This is a genomic window from Acinetobacter sp. ANC 4204 (genome assembly GCF_002135205.1).
Lineage (GTDB): Bacteria > Pseudomonadota > Gammaproteobacteria > Pseudomonadales > Moraxellaceae > Acinetobacter.
Genome location: NZ_NEFZ01000015.1, coordinates 1 through 19,756 on the forward strand (window position 1 = coordinate 1; position 19,756 = coordinate 19,756).

A 19,756-nucleotide genomic window follows, 5' to 3' on the forward strand; every position below is an offset into this window, starting at 1 on the left:
GCATCAACCATTGCTGCAATTTATAAAGATCGGTGGAAGGTAGAACTATTTTTTAAAGCGATCAAGCAAAACCTAAAATTGAAATCGTTTTTAGGCCGTAGTCGCAATGCGATCCAAACACAAATATGGATTGCCTTAATTGCCTATTTACTGGTGAGTTTTGCGAAACATATGGCGCAGGAAGGATGGAGTGTTCAAAGATTATTAAGAATTATTCAGGTGAATTTATTTGAAAGGAAGCTCTTAAAAGCACTATTTCTTCCTGATAAGAAGTGGAATAAGCAAGAAGAACCTCAGTTGAGGTTCTTCTTGTAATATTTATGGGACAGCAGTGGCCGAAGGCCACTTTTTTTATTTTCACTATCACATAAGTACATAAAACATACAGTTTTTAGCAGATTCACTCTACTGCATAGTCGCATTATACCCGATGATATTTTTGCACATGATTTAAAAACAAAGACATGATAAAAAAAGGAGTTGGCTCATGTGGTCACTTATTGTTGCTATTGTCGTAGGTTTTATTGCAGGTCTCATCGCGCGTGCCATTCATCCTGGTGATGATAAAGCAGGCTTCATTGTTACCACGTTACTGGGGATTGCAGGTTCACTCTTAGCTACCTATGGCGGTCGTTTACTTGGTCTCTATAGTGAAGGCTCGGCAGCAGGCTTTATTGCTTCAGTTATTGGGGCCATCATTATTTTATTCATCTATAACATGGTCACCAAAAAAGCCTAAAACATCCATTAAAAAAAGCACCTTTGCAGGTGCTTTTTATATTTGGACTATTATAAGCCCAGTTCACGCCACATATTTTCAATGGTGGTTGAAGGCACAGCGCCATTCACTTTAAAACCATTTGAGAAAATAACCACAGGCGTTCCTTGTAAGCCTAAACTCTGTCCCAATTGTAAGTTACGTTCAATTGGATTAGTACACGGTTTTTTCGATGTCGGCTGAGTTCCTTTCGCAATCAAATTTTTCCACGCAAGGGCAGGGTCTGCTTCACAAAATACTTGCTTCGATGGTGCAACTGATTGTGCCTTGATGGGGTAAATAAAAGTGTAGATGGTCACATCATTCAGCTTATTCAACTCAGCCTCTAACTGCTTACAGTAAGGACAGTTCGGGTCTGAAAAAACAGCCAATTGGCGTTTCCCATTGCCTTTAACCATTTTAATGGCATCTTTTAACGGCAGCTTATTCCAATCGAGCGAATTTTGTTGCACATATAAAGCTGCACTTAAATTTTTCTGATCTTTTAAGCGCACCATTGAACCTGCAATCACATGCTCAGCCGCTTCACCTAAATACACAATTTCGCCATCTAAAGATCCGCTATAAATGCCCGACATTTCTGTTTTTTGAATATTTTGAACATTAATATTTGGATAATTCTTTTTTAAGTTGGCTTGAACACTTTCTACACTGGCCATACTCATACTTGCAATTGCACTTGTAAGTAGTGCCAAACCCAGTTTTTTTATCATCACTTTTTGCTCTTTCAATCGGAGAACCACGGCGCTAGTGTAGAGTGTATTATTCAAGCATTGAATCATTTTTTCTTATGCTTTACCGAAACCCAACATGACAGAACGATCAACCGACCAAAGTTTCACGTGGAACATCAAATAAAATAGAGTTGATCTCGACTGAAACATGAACAATTTCCTCATGAATCGACAGCATCTCACGCACCTGATCTGCACTTAAGTCCAATGTCGTTTCTAAAGCCAAAATGCAGGAAAACTTGCCTTTACCTACTTTCCAAACATGTAAATCGGTCAAAGTCGTATGTGGTAGTTCTGCCACTACCTCGCGAATTTCTTCCACCACATGATGGTCCATTTCAGCATCTAACAAGGTTTTTCCCGTTTCTTGCATTAAGCTCCATGCCCATTTTGCCACCAATATTGACCCCACAATCCCAAGGGCAGCGTCAAGAAAATCCCAACCAAAATACTTACCAAAAATCAAAGCAATAATAGCAAAAATAGACGTCACAGCATCTGCCACCACATGCATAAATGCAGCTTTCTGATTTAAATCATGATGATGGGCATGTACTTCTGCTGCATGATCATGAGCGTGATGGTGATGGTGATGGTGATGGTGATGGTGATGGTCGCCATCGTGCAGCAACCATGCACAGATTAAATTAACCAATAAGCCTAAAATCGCAATTGGAATTGCTTCGTTATAATGAATTTGTACAGGAGAAAATAGGCGTTCAACTGAATGAAAAGCCATAAAACCCGCCACCACCATCAACAAAATTGCACTACTATAACCAGCAAGAATTTCAATTTTCCATGTGCCGAAACTAAAGCGTTGATCATGGGCATAATGCCGTGCAGCACGATAGGCAAAATACGCTAAACCCAGTGCCAGCATATGCGAACTCATATGCCAACCATCTGCCAGTAAAGCCATTGATTGGAAAATCCATCCACCAATCACTTCTAATAACATCATGACTGCCGTTAAAATGGTCGCGATTAATATCCGTTTTTGGGCCAGTGGATTACCTTCATCAAAATGATGCGTGTGCTGACGTGATGGGCTATTTTGCATTTAAAATCATTCACCAATATACTCCCATACAGTATATTTATTTTTTGGAGCAATGTGTTGAGTCATTTGCATAAAGATAAAAAAATTTTAAACCGCGTAAAACGTTTACAAGGGCAAGTGAACGCTGTTGAGCACTCCATTGCGCATCCAGAAGCCAGTTGTATCGACGTTTTACAACAAGTTGCTGCCATAAAAGGTGCAGTCAATGGGCTAATGAATGAACTCGTTGAAGCCCACTTACGCCATCATGTTTTAGCACATGCAGAACAGGTCAATGAAGAAGAGTTAGCTGAGTTCTTAAAACTGCTGAAACGTTACGGCTAAGTTTTATTGCGTTCTTTTTCAAGTTTTTAGTTGACCATTTTTTCCTCAAGCCGATACACTGTTGCTCTCTATCATTTTCTTCTCACTGTTTAAACAGATCACTTGTTTTGACAGAGAGCCTCATGGCATTTGCATGACAACAACCACATCTTGGCGTCCATTTTGCATGGTTAGCCTTGCTTTAATGATGGGAACAATGGGGACAGCTTTGGCCAGTCCGCTTTACCCCCTATACCAAGCCTTATGGCATCTGATGCCGAGTCAGATCACCTATATTTTTGTGGCTTATATGTTCGGCTGTCTTGCCACATTACTCTTTCTTGGACGAACCAGTAATAGCATCGGCTATCTACGTACCTTACAAGTCGGGTTGGTATTTATCACCGTGGGATTGGTGATTTCTGTCTATGCTTCTAATGCTCTAATCCTGTCTTTGGGGCGCTTTATTATTGGTATTGCGTCTGGTTTGATGACCACTTCAGCTTTATTGGGACTAATGTATACCGTACCGAAAAGTCATCAACAAATTGCGCCACAACTGAGTTCGATGATTACCGCAGTAGGTTTTGGCTTAGGCCCGCTGATTGGTGGCCTGATTGCTCAATTTTCAGAATACCCTTTGGTCAGCCCTTATCTCCCCGTTATTCTTGGTGCTGTAGTGTGTTTCTTTGGCTTATTTTGGGTTCAATCTCCCACGTTTACAGTACAGCCCTTTAGTCTTGCTCCGAAACTACTCCGACCAGAAGTACAATATCATCAGTTGTTTTTGATTGTTGGATTTACCGCATTTAGTGCCTTTGCTGCATTTAGCTTATTTGCTTCTTTATCTCCGTCATTTGTCAGTGATATTCTGCCGTGGCATGGCCCACTCGTCAGTGGCTCAGCCATTACCAGTATTTTGATTATCTCTGCCGTGGTGCAGTATTTTGCCAGAGCCATACCTGCTAATCAGTGTCTCAACTATGGCTTAATCACCTTGATCCTAAGCCTAGGCATTTTAGCTTTGTGTATGCTGTTTCAACTGAGTATATTTTTCTTTATCAGCGATTTTTTAGTGGGAATTGGGCACGGTTTAACTTTGATTGGTGCTTTTGGTCTGATTTATGCCATGACCACCACAGAAAACCGAGCGGCTGTAATGTCAACCTATCTTTTTATCGGTTATTTAGGCACGATTGTGCCCATTGTAGCTGTGGGCTATCTAGCAGATCACTTTGGCTTAAGTTTCGCAGTGATCAGCTTTTGTATTGCTATTGGTATATTGTGTTTTTATCTGTGGTTTTCACATCAGAGCAGTACACCTCTAACTTTAAATATGAAAAAGCCCTAATCAGAGGGTTTTTTCATCAATAGCAGTGTTATTTTCCAATACAGAACGATCCAAAAATTTTCCCAAGTAAATCATCCGCACTAAAGTCCCCTGTAATTTCACCGAGGGCATTTTGTGCCAAACGGAGCGACTCTGCGACTAACTCACCTGCGTTATACACCACCAATTGTTCACGGGCTTCAGCAAGATAGAGCTGAGTGCGTTTCATTGCGTCTAAATGGCGTGTACGCGCAATAAAGGTATCTTCTTCTGGCTGGAAGCCTGCATGCGCTGTAATCGCCTCTATGAGCGCTTGAACGCCAGTTTCTTGCTTGGCCGAAACCATAATATGACGGAAGCCGTTAAAATCTTCGATATGTGATGTTGTTTTCATCAAATCACACTTATTACCAATCAGCATTAAACGTTTCGGTTCAATATGCTCAGCAAAATATGCTTGCGCCAGTTTGAGTGGGTCTTCGCCTTGACTTAAGTCATAAACCAAAAGTAACAGATCGGCTTGCTCAATTTCTTTAATGGCACGGCGGATCCCTTCTTTTTCTACAATATCACCTGTTTCACGCAAACCCGCGGTATCGGTTAGTGTTATAGGTAAACCATTCAGGGTAATTTTTTCATGTAAGACATCCCGCGTCGTACCTGCAATATCCGTCACAATGGCGCGTTCAATGCCCGCTAAAGCATTGAGTAGTGATGACTTACCCGCATTCGGTTTCCCTGCAATGACTACTTGTAAACCTTCACGCAGTAACTGTCCTTGACGAGCCGATTGTTGCACTTGGTTCACAGCAGCCGTAACACCATCTAAAAGATTTAAAATTTTCCCGTCCGCAAGAAAATCAATTTCTTCTTCAGGAAAATCAATAGCAGCTTCCACATGCAAACGTAGATGAATCAATTGCTCCAGCACACGATTTACTTTAGTTGAAAATGCGCCTTGTAATGAACGTACTGCAGAACGTGCAGCCGCTTGTGATGTCGCATCAATCAAGTCAGCGATCGCTTCCGCCTGTACCAAATCCAGTTTGCCATTTTCAAAAGCCCGCATGGAAAACTCACCGGCTTTTGCAGCAATTGCACCAAGCTCCAACAAACGTCCCAGTAAAGCATTTTGAATCACAGGGCCACCATGCCCTTGCAACTCAACCACATCTTCACCAGTGAACGAATTCGGGTTCGGAAAACAAATCGCTAAGCCTTCATCCATCACTTCACCAGATGCATCATAAAACTGGCGAAAACCTGCAAAACGCGCTTTCGGTAAGTCCTTTTGAGTCAAGGCCTGTGCAATCTCGTACGATTTAGGACCAGATAGGCGAATGACCCCGACACCACCACGCCCAGGTGGTGTTGCAATAGCAGCAATCGTAGTTCGGTTGTACATAACATTCACCTAAAAATCTTAAAAACGCGCAAAGAAAAATCCGCCTAAGATTACCATCTTAAGCGGATTTATTCAGCTTTTCGCGAAAAGTTGCCTCGATTAGCTCGACGCACTTTCCTTATTCAAGCGATCTTTTTCAACAGATTTGTTGATCAACGTTTGTTGAATGATCGTGATACTGTTGTTGACAATCCAGTACAACACCAAGCCCGAAGGGAAGAACAGCATAAAGACTGTAAAAACAATCGGCATGATGCGGAATACTTTGGCTTGCATCGGGTCTGCAGGCTGTGGATTTAAAGACTGCTGAATGAACATGGTTGCGCCCATCAACAGCGGTAAAATAAACCACGGATCCATTGCTGACAAATCTTGAATCCAAAGTAACCATGGTGCATGACGAAGTTCAACAGACTCCATCAATACCCAGTACAATGCAAGGAAGATTGGCATTTGTAATAACAATGGCAAACAACCAGCAAGCGGATTGACTTGTTCTCGTTTATACAGTGCCATCATTTCTTGAGAGAAGCGCATACGGTCTTCACCGAACTCTTCTTTCATACGTTGCATTTCAGGTGCAATAACACGCATTTTCGCCATTGAGCGATAGCTCTTAGACGACAATGGCCACAGAATCAGTTTCACCAAGACCGTTAACAGAATAATTGCCCAGCCCCAGTTACCCACTAAACCGTGGAAGAACTCAAGACCCAAGAACAACAATTTCGCAATTGGCCATAACCAACCATAATCAACAGTTTGGTTCAAACCTGTTGCTAATTCTTTTAGCTCAGATTGAACTTTAGGGCCTGAATAGAAAGTCGCATCAATCTCAGCCACTGTTCCTGCAGGCACAGTAATTGTTGGTGAAGTAAAACCAATGATATTCATATCATCAGTCGACTTACGCGATTCTAATTTTGCAACATACGGTTGACCGTTAGCTTGCGTAAGCTTTAAGTCACCTGGAATCCAAGCACTGACGAAATAGTGCTGAACCATAGCAACCCAGCCACCTTTCGCTTCAACATTCAATTTTTCTTCATTGAAGTTAGCAAATTTCAGCTTGTTATAATGTTCATCTGGCGAACCCCAAGCACCACCTAAGAAAGTGCCCAATGTGAAAATACCTTGGTCTGACTTACCTGGATCTTCAGAGTTGTCACGTTTGAGTTGACCAAACATTTGACCCTGCCAGTTTTGACCACTGCGGTTCACCACTTTATGGTTCACAACAATAGGATAGTCACCTTGCTTGAAGGTAAAGGTTTTAATGATTTCCACACCATCCGCTGTTTTCAGTACCATCGGTACAGTTAACACTTTGATGCTTTTACCATCTTCCGTTTGAACCGCTTTAGCATCATTCAATGTATAAGCAGATTTTTCAATCTCATACATTGGGCGACCGCTACGATTACTGTCTGGACCATTAAGACCAATTAAACCAGACTGCGCCACATAAGTACGTTTCGCATCACTTTCCAGCATGACAAATGCTTCATTGCTGTCTTTGCTCTTGTCATGGTTTAACAATTCAATACGAACAATATCACCACCTTTAGGGTTAATCCAAAGATGATAAAGGTCAGTTTGTACTGAAATAAGCTGTTGATTTACAGATGCTTTAACTTCTGTAACTGGTTGCTGAGTCGCGATATTTGCTTGTGGCATATCAGACGCTGCTGAAGCCGTTTGAGCATTTGGCAAATCTGCAGATACTTCATGCGAAACTACAGCAGCCTGTTGAGGCTGTTGCTGAGTTGCCGCATGTCCATAATCTTTTTGCCAAGCCAAAATAAGCAAATAAGCGACAACAAACATGGCCCCGAGAATGGCAAACCTGGCCCATTGTTGCATATCTATTACCCCAAGTGGTTAGAGTGATTTTGGTTCAAGAAACAATCACGAAAGGGTACAGCAAGCAGACGCTTTTGAGAATCTATTTGCTGAAAAGAGATAAAACGAATCCTTTTAGCTGGGACAGGGTCATACCCCGATCCACCCCAAGGATGACAACGGCAAATACGTTTAGTAGCCAACCACACACCACGCACAGCACCATGTGTATGGACTGCTTCCAATGAATATTGAGAACATGTAGGGATATAACGACAACGCGGTCCAAGTAAAGGACTAATCGCAATTTGATAAAATCGAATTAACCAATGCAGTAACCGGACCATTGGCCATCTCTACTTTTGCAGGGAGGGAGCTATTTTTTGATGCTTTTTGGCAAGACGTTGTAATTTTTGCCAAGCAAATTGTAATTGCTGGTGCAACTCTGCATTAGGCACTGTTTCTATCCCCATTTTAGGCATAACCACAATATCTAAAGTTAATTGCTGTTGATGCAAGCGAAAGCTTTCGCGAGCCAAACGTTTTACTCTATTTCTTTCGTGTGCACGACGCACTTTCTTTTTAGCAACAACAATACCCAAACGACTATGAGGTTGTTCGGTCAGTTTTGCTAGAAATAAGAAATGGGGTTGATGCACTTTAAAAAGCGCACCATCGAAGACACTTTTATAATCGGCAGCACAGCGAATACGAACCTCTGTGCTGAAGCCATAAAGTGTAGTCATAACACCCAAAATCGCTTTAAGCGTTAACTATTGATTAAACAGTTAAGCTGTGACGACCTTTTGCACGACGACGAGCTAATACTTGGCGACCAGCTTTAGTAGCCATACGAGCACGGAAACCATGAACGCGCTTACGCTTTAATTCAGATGGTTGGAATGTACGTTTCATATCGAAACTCCAAAAATGATCATTCAATGAAGGTTCGCGATTTTAGTGTTCATTGCTTGAGCTGTCAATGAAAAATAGATTTTCTTGCAAAATTAACTTGTTTTTAATGTATCCCTGCAATAAAAGCTCAAATCGCTTATTACACAGCGTTTTTTATTATACACAAGCTAGATTATTGTTTATTAAAGTGATATAAGTTATCAGCAAGATTATTCACATAATTATCCACAGCTGTTTAAATTCAATTACATTGCAATGTTTTAAATTTAAATTCATATCTCAAGCGAAGTTATCCCCAAAAAACAACGCTCTTATAAATAAATTCAAATTTATAAATTTAAATTTATTACTATTAGGGTTGTATTTTTCTGTGGAAATTGCACTTTTCTATTTAAAAAACATAATTATATGGTGTGGATAAAGTTGTTTTTATAAAAATAATAGTTTGTGGATAACTTTATGCTATATTCTATCCACAGTTTGAGGATAAGCTTATCCACAATAGCATTTGAATTTAAATTTGTTTTCATAAGTAGTCTTTTTGAGCAATATCGACAGAATTTCCCATGACAGATGTGGATAACTTGGTTAGAATGGCGACCCGCTTCGGTGGGTGCTTCGTATTTTTATTAATTATCGATGGAATGAATAGGGGTTTCACATGCTTTGGACGGACTGCTTAACTCGCTTGCGACAAGAGCTATCTGGGAATGTCTTTACGATGTGGATACGCCCTTTAGTTGCAGAAGAGTTAAATGACACATTACGTCTGTATGCGCCGAATCCCTATTGGACACGTTACATTCAAGAACACCATCTTGAGTTGATTACTATTTTAGTTGAACAACTCTCTGAAGGACGTGTGCGTAAGGTTGAAATTCTAGTCGATTCAAGACCTGGGGCGATTTTATCTGCGGCTGAACAACCTGCAACCACAACTGCAGCTTTAGAGTCAGCACCTACGCCTGTGCAGCGCCCTAAAAAAGAAAAAGACGAAAGTCCTGCTAAAAATAATCGTAAACGTCAGCTTAACCCTTTATTTAGTTTCTCACTTTTTGTTGAGGGGCGTTCAAACCAGATGGCTGCTGAAACATGTCGTAAGGTTTTGACTCAGTTGGGGGCTTCTCAGCACAATCCATTATTTTTATATGGTCCGACTGGATTGGGTAAAACGCATTTAATGCAGGCGGTTGGTAATGCTTTATTGCAAGCCAAGCCTAATGCGCGCGTCATGTATATGACGGCTGAAAGTTTTGTGCAGGATTTTGTCAGCTCTTTGCAACAGGGCAAAGTGGAAGAATTTAAGAAAAATTGCCGATCTTTAGATCTATTATTGGTCGATGATATTCACTTACTTGCAGGAAAAGAGGCAAGTTTAGTGGAGTTTTTCTATACATTTAACGCACTTTTAGATGAGTCTAAGCAAATTATTTTGACTTCTGACCGCTATCCAAAAGAATTGACTGAATTAGACCCTCGTTTGGTTTCACGTTTTTCGTGGGGCTTATCGGTGGGGGTTGAACCACCAGATATTGAAACACGAATTGAAATTTTGCTGAAAAAAGCAGAAAGCAATGACGTCGAACTGCCGCGAAATTGTGCCTTGTTTATTGCACAACAAGTCGTTGCGAATGTTCGTGAGCTTGAAGGTGCGTTGAATAAAGTGGTGGCCATTTCGCGCTTTAAAGGCACAGCGATTGACTTAGATGTCGTGCGTGAGTCTTTAAAAGACGTCTTGGCGATTCGTGCACGAACCATCAGTACTGAAAATATTCAACGTGTGGTGAGTGAGTACTTTAGAATTCCACTGAAAGAGTTGGTTGGACCTAAACGTACCCGTATTTATGCACGCCCACGCCAATTGGCGATGGGTTTGGCGCGTGAGTTAACGGGCGACAGTTTCCCTGAAATTGGGATGGCTTTTGGTGGGCGTGATCATAGTACGGTGATGCATGCCTGTGAAAAAGTGGTCAGTCTGAGAGATGAAGATCCGATCTTCAATGAGGACTATAAAAACTTACAGCGCTTACTACAAAGTTAAGTGTGATTGTTCAAATTCTGTTCTTGCAATGCGGCATGTTCTGCCGCATAGTACACTGCTAAAAACACTTTTATTTATTCTTTTATCTTCAGTTTTTCGAGGAATGTATCGTGCGTTTAAAAATCGCGAAAGAAAGCTTACTTAATGTTCTATCACATGTCGTAGGAGCGGTTGAACGTCGCCATACTTTAAACATTCTTTCAAATGTCAAAGTTCAAGTAAATCAAGAGTCTTTGACTATTACAGGCTCTGATTTAGAGGTTGAGCTGGTTGCCAGTACCACACTTGCTGATGGGGCATGTTTACAAGCGGGTGAAACAACTGTTCCTGCACGTAAGTTGATGGATATTTGTAAATCTTTGCCAACTGCAGCCTTAATTGACTTACAGATTACTGAAGATCAACGCTGTATTTTAAAGTCAGGCAATAGCCGTTTTGTTCTCGGGACTTTACCAGCTGAAGATTATCCACTTTTAAGCACAGAAAACACGCAAGGCACCCAAGTAGCGGTGACGCAGCGTGAATTAAAGCGTTTATTTGAAAAAACTGCTTTTGCTATGGCGGTACAAGACGTACGTTTCTACCTTACAGGGACTTTACTTGAGATTGATAACAATCAATTACGTGCAGTCACGACTGATGGTCACCGTTTGGCGCTGTGTGAAACTGTCGCCAGCTCAAATGCAACCCAGTTGATCCAAGCCATTGTGCCACGTAAAGCTGTAGCTGAATTACAACGTTTACTGAGCATTGAAGATGAGCAATTGGCATTGTTGATTGGTCGTGAGCTGTTGAATGTGACCATTTCAATTGCTAGTCGTGACAAAGAACAAGGTGAAACCACTGTTCGTTTCACGACGAAACTGATTGATGGTAAATTCCCTGACTATCGCCGTGTGATTCCACGTGGTGGTGATAAAAATGTCTTAATTGCACATGATGTCTTTAAGCAATCTTTACAACGTGTTTCGATTTTAAGTAATGAAAAACTACGTGGTGTGTTCTTAAATTTTGATGCCGATACGCTACAGCTTCGTGCGAATAACCCAGAACAAGATGAAGCCGTAGAAGACTTGGCGATTCAATATAGTAATGCACCAATGGAAATGTCTTTTAATGCCCAATATATCTTGGATGTATTAGGTGCATTGGATGGTGATGATGTGTCTATGACCATGACCGAAGCCAATCAGTCGGTTTTGGTTCAAGACCCTGCGCATCAAGATCAGACTTATGTTGTTATGCCAATGCGTGTTTAAGACTTAGGTTGACGCATGCAAATTACGCGTTTAAATATCGAACGTGTTCGAAATTTAAAGACGGTTGCTCTCCATGGATTGCAACCGTTTAATGTTTTTTATGGGCAAAATGGTTCAGGCAAAACCTCAATTTTGGAAGCCATCCATCTGCTAGCGACAGGGCGCTCCTTCCGTACCCATATTCCTAAAAACTACATTCAAACCGATACCCAAGATGCCATAATTTTCGCGCAGTCCAGTACAGAAAAGATTGGCATGCAGAAGCTGTTGTCAGGTGAACAGTTGATTAAGGTCAATGGTGACAACATTGCCACCCAAGGGCAGTTAGCCAAAATTCTTCCCCTACAACTGATTGATCCACAAAGTACCGATATTATTGATCATGGTGCGAAGCCGAGAAGGCAGCTACTCGATTGGTTGATGTTCCACGTGGAACCAGAGTTTTATCATGCATGGCAATATTACTCGCGTGCCTTAAAACAACGGAACAGTTTACTTAAAACACGACGAAATTTAAGTTTGGTAGACTTGGAACCGTGGAACAAAATGCTCAGTGATTATGGAGAAATGCTACATTCGCAAAGAGTGAGTATTGTGGAGCAATGGAAGGACTTTTTTGAGCAAGATTTAAAACAACTTTTGCCACATATTCAGGTTGACTTGGAATACAGTCCAGGGTTTCACACCGATGTAGGGTTACTGCATGACCTGCAAAGTCACCATCAAAAAGACCTTGACCGCCGCTATACGGAATATGGGCCGCATAAGGCAGATTTACGTTTAAAAACAAGCCTAGGTGATGCGGACGTGGTGCTTTCACGGGGACAAAAAAAGCTGTTAATCATAGCTTTAAAACTGTCACAGATTGCAATGCTGCATGCCTGTAATAAGGAAACTGTGGTATTATTAGATGATCTGACAGCAGAATTAGATTTAACAGCACAACAACGTTTAATTGAGCGATTGAGCCAACTAGGTAGTCAAGTTTTTATTACCACTTTAGAGTATGAATCAGTCAAAAATCACTTACATGATTTATCTATTTCTTATCAATTATTCTGTGTTGAAAATGGTCAAGTTCAAGTTGTCGCACAATGATTTTAGATTTTACCCATCACGGGATAGACCTATTTTTCGCTAGGGAGAAACCATGAGTTCAGAAGATCAACAAGCTGCTTCTCAAACGGAACAAACCACAGAAAAAGCTTATGATTCCTCTAGTATCAAAGTATTACGTGGATTGGACGCAGTACGTAAACGTCCAGGTATGTATATTGGTGATACGGATGATGGTTCAGGCTTACACCATATGGTGTTTGAGGTGGTGGATAATGCGATCGACGAAGCGCTTGCAGGTCACTGTGATGAAATCTTGGTGACGATTCACGAAGATGAATCTGTCAGTGTATCGGACAATGGCCGTGGTATTCCGACCGATATTCACCCTGAAGAAGGGGTTTCTGCAGCAGAAGTTATTCTCACTATTCTGCACGCAGGCGGTAAGTTTGATGACAATAGTTACAAGGTTTCAGGTGGACTACATGGTGTAGGTGTATCTGTGGTGAATGCATTGTCACGTAAGTTAGAATTGACGATTCACCGTGCCGGGCATATTCACCAACAAGAATACAAACATGGTGATCCTGTTTATCCTTTAGCAGTAATTGGTGATACCGAAACGACAGGAACAACTGTACGTTTTTGGCCAAGTGCTGAAACTTTTAGTCAGACTATTTTCAATGTCGATATTTTGGCACGCCGTTTACGTGAATTGTCTTTCTTGAACGCAGGCGTGCGCATCGTTTTGCGCGATGAGCGTATCCATGCGGAACATGTGTTTGACTACGAAGGCGGTCTGTCTGAGTTTGTGAAATATATTAACCAAGGCAAAACACATCTAAATGACATTTTTCATTTTACCGTACAAGCGGAAAATGGCATTGGGGTCGAAGTGGCATTGCAGTGGAATGATACTTATCAAGAAAATGTCCGTTGCTTCACCAACAACATTCCACAAAAAGATGGCGGAACGCATTTAGCAGGTTTCCGTGCAGCCTTAACCCGTGGCTTAAACAGCTACATGGAAAATGAAAACTTACTCAAAAAAGAGAAAGTAGCCGTTTCAGGGGATGATGCTCGTGAAGGTTTAACTGCGATTGTTTCAGTGAAAGTTCCTGATCCGAAGTTCTCTTCACAAACCAAAGAAAAGTTGGTTTCAAGTGAAGTGAAACCGGCGGTTGAACAGGCAATGAATAAATCATTCTCTGAATATTTGCTTGAAAACCCACAAGCGGCAAAAGCCATTGCAGGCAAAATTATTGATGCAGCTCGTGCCCGTGATGCGGCGCGTAAAGCGCGTGAAATGACGCGTCGTAAAAGTGCTTTAGATATTGCTGGTTTACCTGGTAAATTGGCGGATTGCCAAGAGAAAGATCCTGCATTGTCTGAATTGTATCTGGTCGAGGGTGACTCTGCGGGTGGTAGTGCGAAACAAGGTCGTAACCGTAAGATGCAAGCGATTTTACCGTTGAAAGGTAAAATCCTAAACGTGGAACGTGCGCGTTTTGACAAGATGATTTCATCACAAGAAGTGGGCACGCTGATTACGGCATTAGGTTGTGGTATTGGTCGTGAAGAGTACAACCCGGACAAATTGCGTTATCATAAAATCATCATCATGACCGATGCGGACGTGGATGGTTCGCACATTCGTACCTTATTGTTGACTTTCTTCTTCCGTCAAATGCCAGAGCTAGTAGAACGTGGTTATATCTATATTGCACAGCCACCGTTATACAAGCTGAAAAAAGGCAAACAAGAGCAATATATTAAAGATAATGATGCGCTTGAAACCTATTTAATTTCAAACGCAATTGATGAGCTTGAATTACACGTTAGTGAAGCTGCACCTGCAATTCGTGGTGAAGCTTTGGCGAATGTGATTGCAGATTATCAAACGTCTCAGAAGAGCTTGCAGCGTCTAACAGTTCGTTATCCTGCCAGTGTTCTAGATGCATTGATTTCTGTGGAAGGCTTTAAGCTTGATCACAATCATGATCGAGCTTATGTTGAGCAGTGGGCTGAGCAAGTGCGTAGCGCTGTGGCAGAAATTCAGCCAAGCTTGCGTCCTGAGCTGAGCTTAGAAATGTTTGAAAAAGAGCTGGCAGATGGTCAAAAGATCGAGACTTATTTGCCTCGTATCACCATCTATGTACACAATCTGCCGCACAGTTATTTACTAGATGCGGGTTTATTGGGTTCAGGTGAATATGCACGCTTGCTGAAAAACTCCAAGAGCTGGTTCACGCTGCTTGAAGACGGTGCTTACCTGCAAAAAGGTGATCGTAAAATTGCAGTCACCAACTTCCATCAAGTCTGGCAGCATATTTTGTCTGATTCACGTCGCGGTATGATGATTCAGCGCTATAAAGGCTTGGGTGAGATGAATGCGGACCAGCTTTGGGAAACCACAATGGATCCTGAAAACCGCAACATGCTACAAGTGACGATTGAGGATGCGATTGAGGCTGATCGTATGTTCTCTTGTTTGATGGGTGATGACGTGGAACCACGTCGTGCATTTATTGAAGAGAATGCACTGAATGCGGATATTGATGCTTAAACGCTTTACAAAATACATAGAAAAAAGCACTCGTTAGAGTGCTTTTTTTACAGCATTTTTTATGCTTTTGAATAAAATATAAGCAATGTACAATGTTATTAAACTGACTTATAGCGATGTCATGATGTAAGTATCAAGTCTTTTTGCACAGTGCAAAATGTGAGGTCATTATGATGGATAACCAACTAGAACAAGTACGCGACATTTGGGTGAATGCATTTTTCACCGGTAATTATGAAGTTTTAGCTCAATATGAAGATGAGCATTTTAAAGTGGTCTATGAGCAAGCCGATCGTGTAGAAAGCAACTATACACGCTATGAAAAGATCGCACATGCGGTGAAAAATGGGGTTTGGAAACCTCAAAAACCTGATGTCGAATTTGAAGAATTTGAGTTTAACCGAGACCAAACACGCTGTCAGGTTTTGATTGGTTTGGTTGAAAATCGCCAACAAATCCAAGAAACATGGATCTTCGATCGGGGTTGGAAAATACAAGAATTACGTTTTTTAAAGGCGAAAAGAGCCGTTTTAAATTAAAGAAAAACGGCTAAAAAGGGTTAACTTTAGCTAAAAGAATCGAATAAATAAGCATCACCAAGCTGTGGATAAAATATAAATACGCTTTATATTAGGTGTCAAAATACGTATAATTTTATCCACAATGGATGTGATCTGAAGAATCTAAATTTAAAAGTTGTGATATTTTTTGAATTTAAAAACCGCTTTTCTGTTTACCTTGTCCTTTTAAATTCAAAACAAACTGTTTTTGAATAATTTGAAATGTTGCTGTTGTTTAGTGGCCGAGATGTTTTGCTACAGAAAATTGTGCTTTGGACACGCATAATTAAGTTTATTTGAGTTTACATGATTGAATATTTTATTAATTTAGCAGAATTAAATAATCGAAAAATCACTTTTTAAGAATATCTAAATAATAGTTATTATTTTTTATAAGTATATGTTTTATTTTAAAAAAATATAATTTTCTTGATGGAAAACTGGATTGATTTTTATATCAAAAAGGTCCGTTTGGAGAGTGTTTGAAAAACATTCAGCCAAAGTCCGCCGATAAAAATGAAAAAGCATAAAAAAACCCGCGATGCTTGTGCATCACGGGCAGTGGTAGCTGTGTTAGATAGAATGTTTTAGTCTTCGAATGAACTTTCGAGCTCTTCAAGTTCCATCATCAGCTCTAGCATTTGTTCTTCAGCTTCACTGACTTGGTTTTTCAGTTCGGTTTGCTCATTCATCAATTTCATGAGTTCATCTTTGCGTGCAGCGTCATATAGGCCAGCATCACCAAGTAAACTTTCGATTTCGACTAAACGTGGCTGGTGCTTTGCTAGCAGGCTTTCACATTTTTCGATATTTTTACGAATCGGGCGCGTTTGTTCACGGCGCTGTGCAGCCAATTTACGCTGCGCTTCTTTATCCACTTTGGAAATGAGCGTTTTTTGCTCACTGACTTTAGACACCACAGGTGCTATTTGTCCACCTTGTTTAATCATCTCTAGACGCGCTTGGCGTAACCAGTTGGCATAATCGTGTAGATCGCCTTCAAATTCGGTGGATTTTCCAGCGTGGACTAAAATGAGGTCATCGCACACACTGGCAATCAGTTGGCGTTCGTGTGAAACCAAGACCACTGCACCTTCATAGTCTTGTAAAGCCATGGTCAGGGCATGGCGCATATCTAAGTCTAAATGGTTGGTCGGTTCGTCTAGAATCAAGACATTGGGACGTAACCACACGATTAAAGCCAATGCCAAACGCGCACGTTCACCGCCTGAGAAGCTCTCGCAAGGGGTATCCATGCGTTCGCCACTAAAGCCGAAACTGCCTAAAAAGGCACGTAAGGTCGCTTCACTGATTTTTTTATCCGCAATTCGTGCCAATTGCAGCATTGGGCTGGCCGATTCATCCAGTGAATCCATTTGATGCTGTGCAAAATAGCCAATATTCAGCAGTTCGGAAGCTTTGCGTTGTCCTGCGAGTAAAGGTAAATCACCAACCAAGGATTTGATTAAGGTTGATTTACCTGCACCATTCATCCCCAATAAGCCAATCCGGCTCGTCGGGGTGATTTGTAGGTTGATATTGGTGGCAATCAGTTTGTCGCCATAACCAATATCAACCTGCTCTAAAGTCAGCAGTGGTGAACTCATTTTGGTGGGTTCACGGAAGCTAAAGGTAAACGGGGTATCGACATGCGCAGGGGCAAGTAACTGCATCCGTTCCAGTTGTTTAATTCGGCTTTGTGCCTGACGCGCTTTAGTGGCTTGGGCTTTAAAACGATCAATATATTTTTGAATATGTGCCCGTGTTTCGAGCTGCTTTTCATAGGCTTGTTGTTGTTGTGCCAAACGTTCTGCACGAGTGGTTTCAAAGGTAGAATAGTTACCGCTATAGAGGGTGAGTTCTTGATTTTCGATATGCAAAATACGGTTAGTAATGGCATCTAAGAAATCGCGGTCATGTGAAATTAAAATCAAGGTACCTGTATAGGCATTTAACCAATCTTCTAACCATAAAATAGCATCGAGATCTAAGTGGTTGGTCGGTTCATCCAGTAATAATAAATCCGAACGGCTCATCAGAGTACGTGCTAAGTTTAAACGCATCCGCCATCCACCAGAGAAACTCGAAACCAAAAGTTGGTTTTGATGTTCCATAAAACCCAGACCCGCCATAAGCTGAGCGGCTTTAGCGGGTGCAGAATAACCGTTAATTTCGTCGAATCGGCCATGTAAATCAGCCAGTTCAGTGTCAGTTAACTGTTCAGGATGGTTGAGCTGTTGTTGAATGTTCCAATATTCTTCATCACCAGTCAGGACGAAATCAATCGCAGCCATATCTAAGGCTTTTACTTCCTGCGCCATGTGCGCCACTGTCCATACAGCAGGACGGCTCAGGGTACCATCATCAGGACCGATCGAGCCTAAGAGTGCAGCAAACAGGGTTGATTTTCCAGCACCATTGACACCGGTGAGACCAACTTTCCAACCCGGATGGATTTGCATGGAGGCTTTTTGAAATAACACTCGTCCACCACGGCGCAATGAAACTTGATCAAGCTGAATCATGGAACTATCAAATATCAGAAAAAGGTGCGCCTATTCTAATGGATGCGTCAGCAAAAGACTAAACATTCAAAATTTATCTGAACTGAAATCTTGAATAGTTACTTTTAAGGGGAGGATGAAACCCTTTGACCTTTGGTCGGAAAGCTAAAAGTTGACCTTTTTTGACCTATATTGAGAAATAGCACACAGATATATTTCCCCAGTAAAACAAAAAACATGAAGGGATAATAATGAAAAGAAAAGGAATTTTTATTTTATCGACACTCGCACTGTGCGCTTTCTCCAGTATGGTGCAGGCGAAGCAACAAGTCTGTGTCTTTGACTTACTGGGTAAAGCAGGTGAATCTTATAAATTCTTAGAAGAATGGGCTTTGGTCAGTAAAAAATGGGGCGCACAGGTACAGTTGATTTCGTTTCAGGACGAAGACTTGGCCGATAAGGCCTTTCAAAATGATAAATGCGATGCGGTGTATATGACCTCGATGCGCGCGCGCACCTATAACAAGTTCGCCGGTTCGATTGATGCCTTAGGCGGAGTGCCGAGCAATAAAATTGCACAAAAGGCCGTGGAATATGTACTCGATCCTAGAAATACCAAACGCATGACCACCACATTACAAGGGGAAAACTATGAAGTGGCAGGCATTGGCTTAATTGGTTCAGCTTATATTTTTGTCAAAGACCGAAGTTTGAACACTATTGAGAAAGCGCAAGGTAAAAAATTTGCCATCCTGCATTATGACCGTGCACAACGGGTGATGGTAGAGCGGGTAGGCGCTGTTCCTGTGATGTCGGATATCTCCAACTTTATAAAAAAGTTTAATACAGGTGAAGTGGATGTGGTTGCTGCACCTGCTTATGCGTATAAACCCTTAGAAATTGAAAAAGGTCTAGGCTCTAAAGGGGCTATGCTTAACTTTCCCGTGGTCAATGTCACTGCAGATTTAATTGTCAGACCCGAGCGTTTTCCTGCCCAATTTGGCGCGCAATCGCGACAATGGTTTTTACAAAAAATCCCGCAATCCTTTGCCATGGTGCAGCGACTAGAAGCGGCCATTCCAAGCAAAATCAAAATGCAACTGAGTAAAGAAGATAAAGAAAAATATCAGCGTATGCTACGCGAAGGGCGCATTGATTTAACCAAACAAGGAGTCTATGACCCAGGCATGATGCGCGTGCTGAAAAAAGCCCGTTGTACGGTTGAACGCACGAACTTTGAATGTTCATTGGGTGGTGAATAAGGCGAAAAGCTGTATTTCTTTGTAATATTAAGCATTATTCATGTAAAGCGGATGATACAGGTTTTTTATTTTAAAATTATGAATTTAAAGTAGTTTATAAATCATCCGAAAATAAGAGATTGAGAAAAGCAAAAAAAT

The 19,756-nt window shown here is 41.3% G+C and carries 18 protein-coding genes; 10 read left to right on the plus strand and 8 right to left on the minus strand.

The window, feature by feature from the left end; translation table 11 throughout:
- Together B9T36_RS18420 and B9T36_RS18425 are read left to right on the plus strand one after the other, a co-directional pair.
- On the plus strand, positions 1 to 315 hold a 315-nt coding region (locus B9T36_RS18420), incomplete at its 5' end, for a transposase (protein WP_139841376.1).
- 172 nt (positions 316 to 487) lie between these two features.
- Positions 488 to 739: a GlsB/YeaQ/YmgE family stress response membrane protein gene (locus tag B9T36_RS18425; protein WP_086210876.1), complete on the plus strand. Its 252-nt coding sequence runs from the start codon at positions 488 to 490 to the stop codon at positions 737 to 739.
- A gap of 50 nt (positions 740 to 789) precedes the next feature.
- Here the strand turns inward: B9T36_RS18425 and B9T36_RS18430 are convergent, their stop codons facing one another.
- Together B9T36_RS18430 and dmeF are read right to left on the minus strand one after the other, a co-directional pair.
- Positions 790 to 1,491: a DsbC family protein gene (locus B9T36_RS18430; RefSeq protein ID WP_086210900.1), complete on the minus strand. Its 702-nt coding sequence runs from the start codon at positions 1,489 to 1,491 to the stop codon at positions 790 to 792.
- 109 nt (positions 1,492 to 1,600) lie between these two features.
- Entirely contained in the window at positions 1,601 to 2,575 is a 975-nt protein-coding gene (gene dmeF, locus B9T36_RS18435) for a CDF family Co(II)/Ni(II) efflux transporter DmeF (RefSeq protein WP_086210877.1), read from the minus strand.
- Positions 2,576 to 2,632: 57 nt separating this feature from the next.
- On the opposite strand from dmeF, the gene B9T36_RS18440 reads away from it, so the two are divergent.
- Entirely contained in the window at positions 2,633 to 2,899 is a 267-nt protein-coding gene (locus B9T36_RS18440; protein WP_086210901.1) for a metal/formaldehyde-sensitive transcriptional repressor, read from the plus strand.
- A 166-nt stretch (positions 2,900 to 3,065) separates the two neighbouring features.
- Positions 3,066 to 4,229 (plus strand): MFS transporter, encoded by a 1,164-nt coding sequence (locus B9T36_RS18445; protein WP_086210902.1) that lies wholly within the window; start codon positions 3,066 to 3,068, stop codon positions 4,227 to 4,229.
- Positions 4,230 to 4,257: 28 nt separating this feature from the next.
- On the opposite strand, the gene mnmE is transcribed toward B9T36_RS18445, so the two are convergent.
- From mnmE to rpmH, 5 genes are all read right to left on the minus strand, one after another.
- Positions 4,258 to 5,613 carry a tRNA uridine-5-carboxymethylaminomethyl(34) synthesis GTPase MnmE gene (gene mnmE, locus B9T36_RS18450; protein WP_086210878.1) on the minus strand — a complete coding sequence of 452 codons (1,356 nt, stop codon included), beginning with the start codon at positions 5,611 to 5,613 and terminating at the stop codon, positions 4,258 to 4,260.
- 99 nt (positions 5,614 to 5,712) lie between these two features.
- Positions 5,713 to 7,476, minus strand: a complete 1,764-nt coding sequence (gene yidC / locus B9T36_RS18455; protein WP_086210879.1) for a membrane protein insertase YidC — start codon at positions 7,474 to 7,476, stop codon at positions 5,713 to 5,715.
- A gap of 5 nt (positions 7,477 to 7,481) precedes the next feature.
- Entirely contained in the window at positions 7,482 to 7,802 is a 321-nt protein-coding gene (gene yidD / locus B9T36_RS18460) for a membrane protein insertion efficiency factor YidD (RefSeq protein WP_086210880.1), read from the minus strand.
- A 9-nt stretch (positions 7,803 to 7,811) separates the two neighbouring features.
- Positions 7,812 to 8,201: a ribonuclease P protein component gene (gene rnpA / locus B9T36_RS18465; protein WP_086210881.1), complete on the minus strand. Its 390-nt coding sequence runs from the start codon at positions 8,199 to 8,201 to the stop codon at positions 7,812 to 7,814.
- Positions 8,202 to 8,235: 34 nt separating this feature from the next.
- Complete coding sequence (rpmH, locus tag B9T36_RS18470; RefSeq protein ID WP_000831329.1) at positions 8,236 to 8,370, minus strand: 50S ribosomal protein L34; 135 nt, start codon at positions 8,368 to 8,370, stop codon at positions 8,236 to 8,238.
- Positions 8,371 to 9,031: 661 nt separating this feature from the next.
- On the opposite strand from rpmH, the gene dnaA reads away from it, so the two are divergent.
- The 5 genes from dnaA to B9T36_RS18495 all read left to right on the plus strand — a co-directional run bounded on the left by dnaA (position 9,032) and on the right by B9T36_RS18495 (position 15,831).
- Complete coding sequence (gene dnaA / locus B9T36_RS18475; RefSeq protein WP_086210882.1) at positions 9,032 to 10,411, plus strand: chromosomal replication initiator protein DnaA; 1,380 nt, start codon at positions 9,032 to 9,034, stop codon at positions 10,409 to 10,411.
- A 110-nt stretch (positions 10,412 to 10,521) separates the two neighbouring features.
- Positions 10,522 to 11,670: a DNA polymerase III subunit beta gene (dnaN, locus tag B9T36_RS18480; RefSeq protein WP_086210883.1), complete on the plus strand. Its 1,149-nt coding sequence runs from the start codon at positions 10,522 to 10,524 to the stop codon at positions 11,668 to 11,670.
- 15 nt (positions 11,671 to 11,685) lie between these two features.
- Positions 11,686 to 12,768 (plus strand): DNA replication/repair protein RecF, encoded by a 1,083-nt coding sequence (gene recF, locus B9T36_RS18485; RefSeq protein WP_086210884.1) that lies wholly within the window; start codon positions 11,686 to 11,688, stop codon positions 12,766 to 12,768.
- A gap of 52 nt (positions 12,769 to 12,820) precedes the next feature.
- On the plus strand, positions 12,821 to 15,292 hold the full coding sequence (gene gyrB, locus B9T36_RS18490) for a DNA topoisomerase (ATP-hydrolyzing) subunit B (RefSeq protein WP_086210885.1): 2,472 nt from the start codon (positions 12,821 to 12,823) through the stop codon (positions 15,290 to 15,292).
- 170 nt (positions 15,293 to 15,462) lie between these two features.
- Positions 15,463 to 15,831, plus strand: a complete 369-nt coding sequence (locus B9T36_RS18495) for a hypothetical protein (RefSeq protein WP_086210886.1) — start codon at positions 15,463 to 15,465, stop codon at positions 15,829 to 15,831.
- Positions 15,832 to 16,439: 608 nt separating this feature from the next.
- Here B9T36_RS18495 and B9T36_RS18500 read toward each other — a convergent pair.
- Positions 16,440 to 18,377 carry an ATP-binding cassette domain-containing protein gene (locus tag B9T36_RS18500; RefSeq protein WP_086210887.1) on the minus strand — a complete coding sequence of 646 codons (1,938 nt, stop codon included), beginning with the start codon at positions 18,375 to 18,377 and terminating at the stop codon, positions 16,440 to 16,442.
- A gap of 230 nt (positions 18,378 to 18,607) precedes the next feature.
- On the opposite strand from B9T36_RS18500, the gene B9T36_RS18505 reads away from it, so the two are divergent.
- Entirely contained in the window at positions 18,608 to 19,618 is a 1,011-nt protein-coding gene (locus tag B9T36_RS18505; protein WP_171264511.1) for a putative solute-binding protein, read from the plus strand.
- Positions 19,619 to 19,756 lie beyond the last annotated feature (138 nt).

Excerpts from the sequence above, each read along its gene's own strand:
- dmeF (WP_086210877.1), bottom strand. The coding sequence starts at position 2,575 with ATGCAAAATAGCCCATCACGTCAGCACACGCATCATTTTGATGAAGGT.
- B9T36_RS18425 (WP_086210876.1), top strand. The coding sequence starts at position 488 with ATGTGGTCACTTATTGTTGCTATTGTCGTAGGTTTTATTGCAGGTCTC.
- gyrB (WP_086210885.1), top strand. The coding sequence starts at position 12,821 with ATGAGTTCAGAAGATCAACAAGCTGCTTCTCAAACGGAACAAACCACA.
- rnpA (WP_086210881.1), bottom strand. The coding sequence starts at position 8,201 with ATGACTACACTTTATGGCTTCAGCACAGAGGTTCGTATTCGCTGTGCT.
- yidC (WP_086210879.1), bottom strand. The coding sequence starts at position 7,476 with ATGCAACAATGGGCCAGGTTTGCCATTCTCGGGGCCATGTTTGTTGTC.
- mnmE (WP_086210878.1), bottom strand. The coding sequence starts at position 5,613 with ATGTACAACCGAACTACGATTGCTGCTATTGCAACACCACCTGGGCGT.
- B9T36_RS18495 (WP_086210886.1), top strand. The coding sequence starts at position 15,463 with ATGATGGATAACCAACTAGAACAAGTACGCGACATTTGGGTGAATGCA.
- B9T36_RS18430 (WP_086210900.1), bottom strand. The coding sequence starts at position 1,491 with ATGATAAAAAAACTGGGTTTGGCACTACTTACAAGTGCAATTGCAAGT.
- recF (WP_086210884.1), top strand. The coding sequence starts at position 11,686 with ATGCAAATTACGCGTTTAAATATCGAACGTGTTCGAAATTTAAAGACG.
- B9T36_RS18500 (WP_086210887.1), bottom strand. The coding sequence starts at position 18,377 with ATGATTCAGCTTGATCAAGTTTCATTGCGCCGTGGTGGACGAGTGTTA.
- B9T36_RS18505 (WP_171264511.1), top strand. The coding sequence starts at position 18,608 with ATGAAAAGAAAAGGAATTTTTATTTTATCGACACTCGCACTGTGCGCT.
- yidD (WP_086210880.1), bottom strand. The coding sequence starts at position 7,802 with ATGGTCCGGTTACTGCATTGGTTAATTCGATTTTATCAAATTGCGATT.
- B9T36_RS18445 (WP_086210902.1), top strand. The coding sequence starts at position 3,066 with ATGGTTAGCCTTGCTTTAATGATGGGAACAATGGGGACAGCTTTGGCC.
- dnaA (WP_086210882.1), top strand. The coding sequence starts at position 9,032 with ATGCTTTGGACGGACTGCTTAACTCGCTTGCGACAAGAGCTATCTGGG.
- rpmH (WP_000831329.1), bottom strand. The coding sequence starts at position 8,370 with ATGAAACGTACATTCCAACCATCTGAATTAAAGCGTAAGCGCGTTCAT.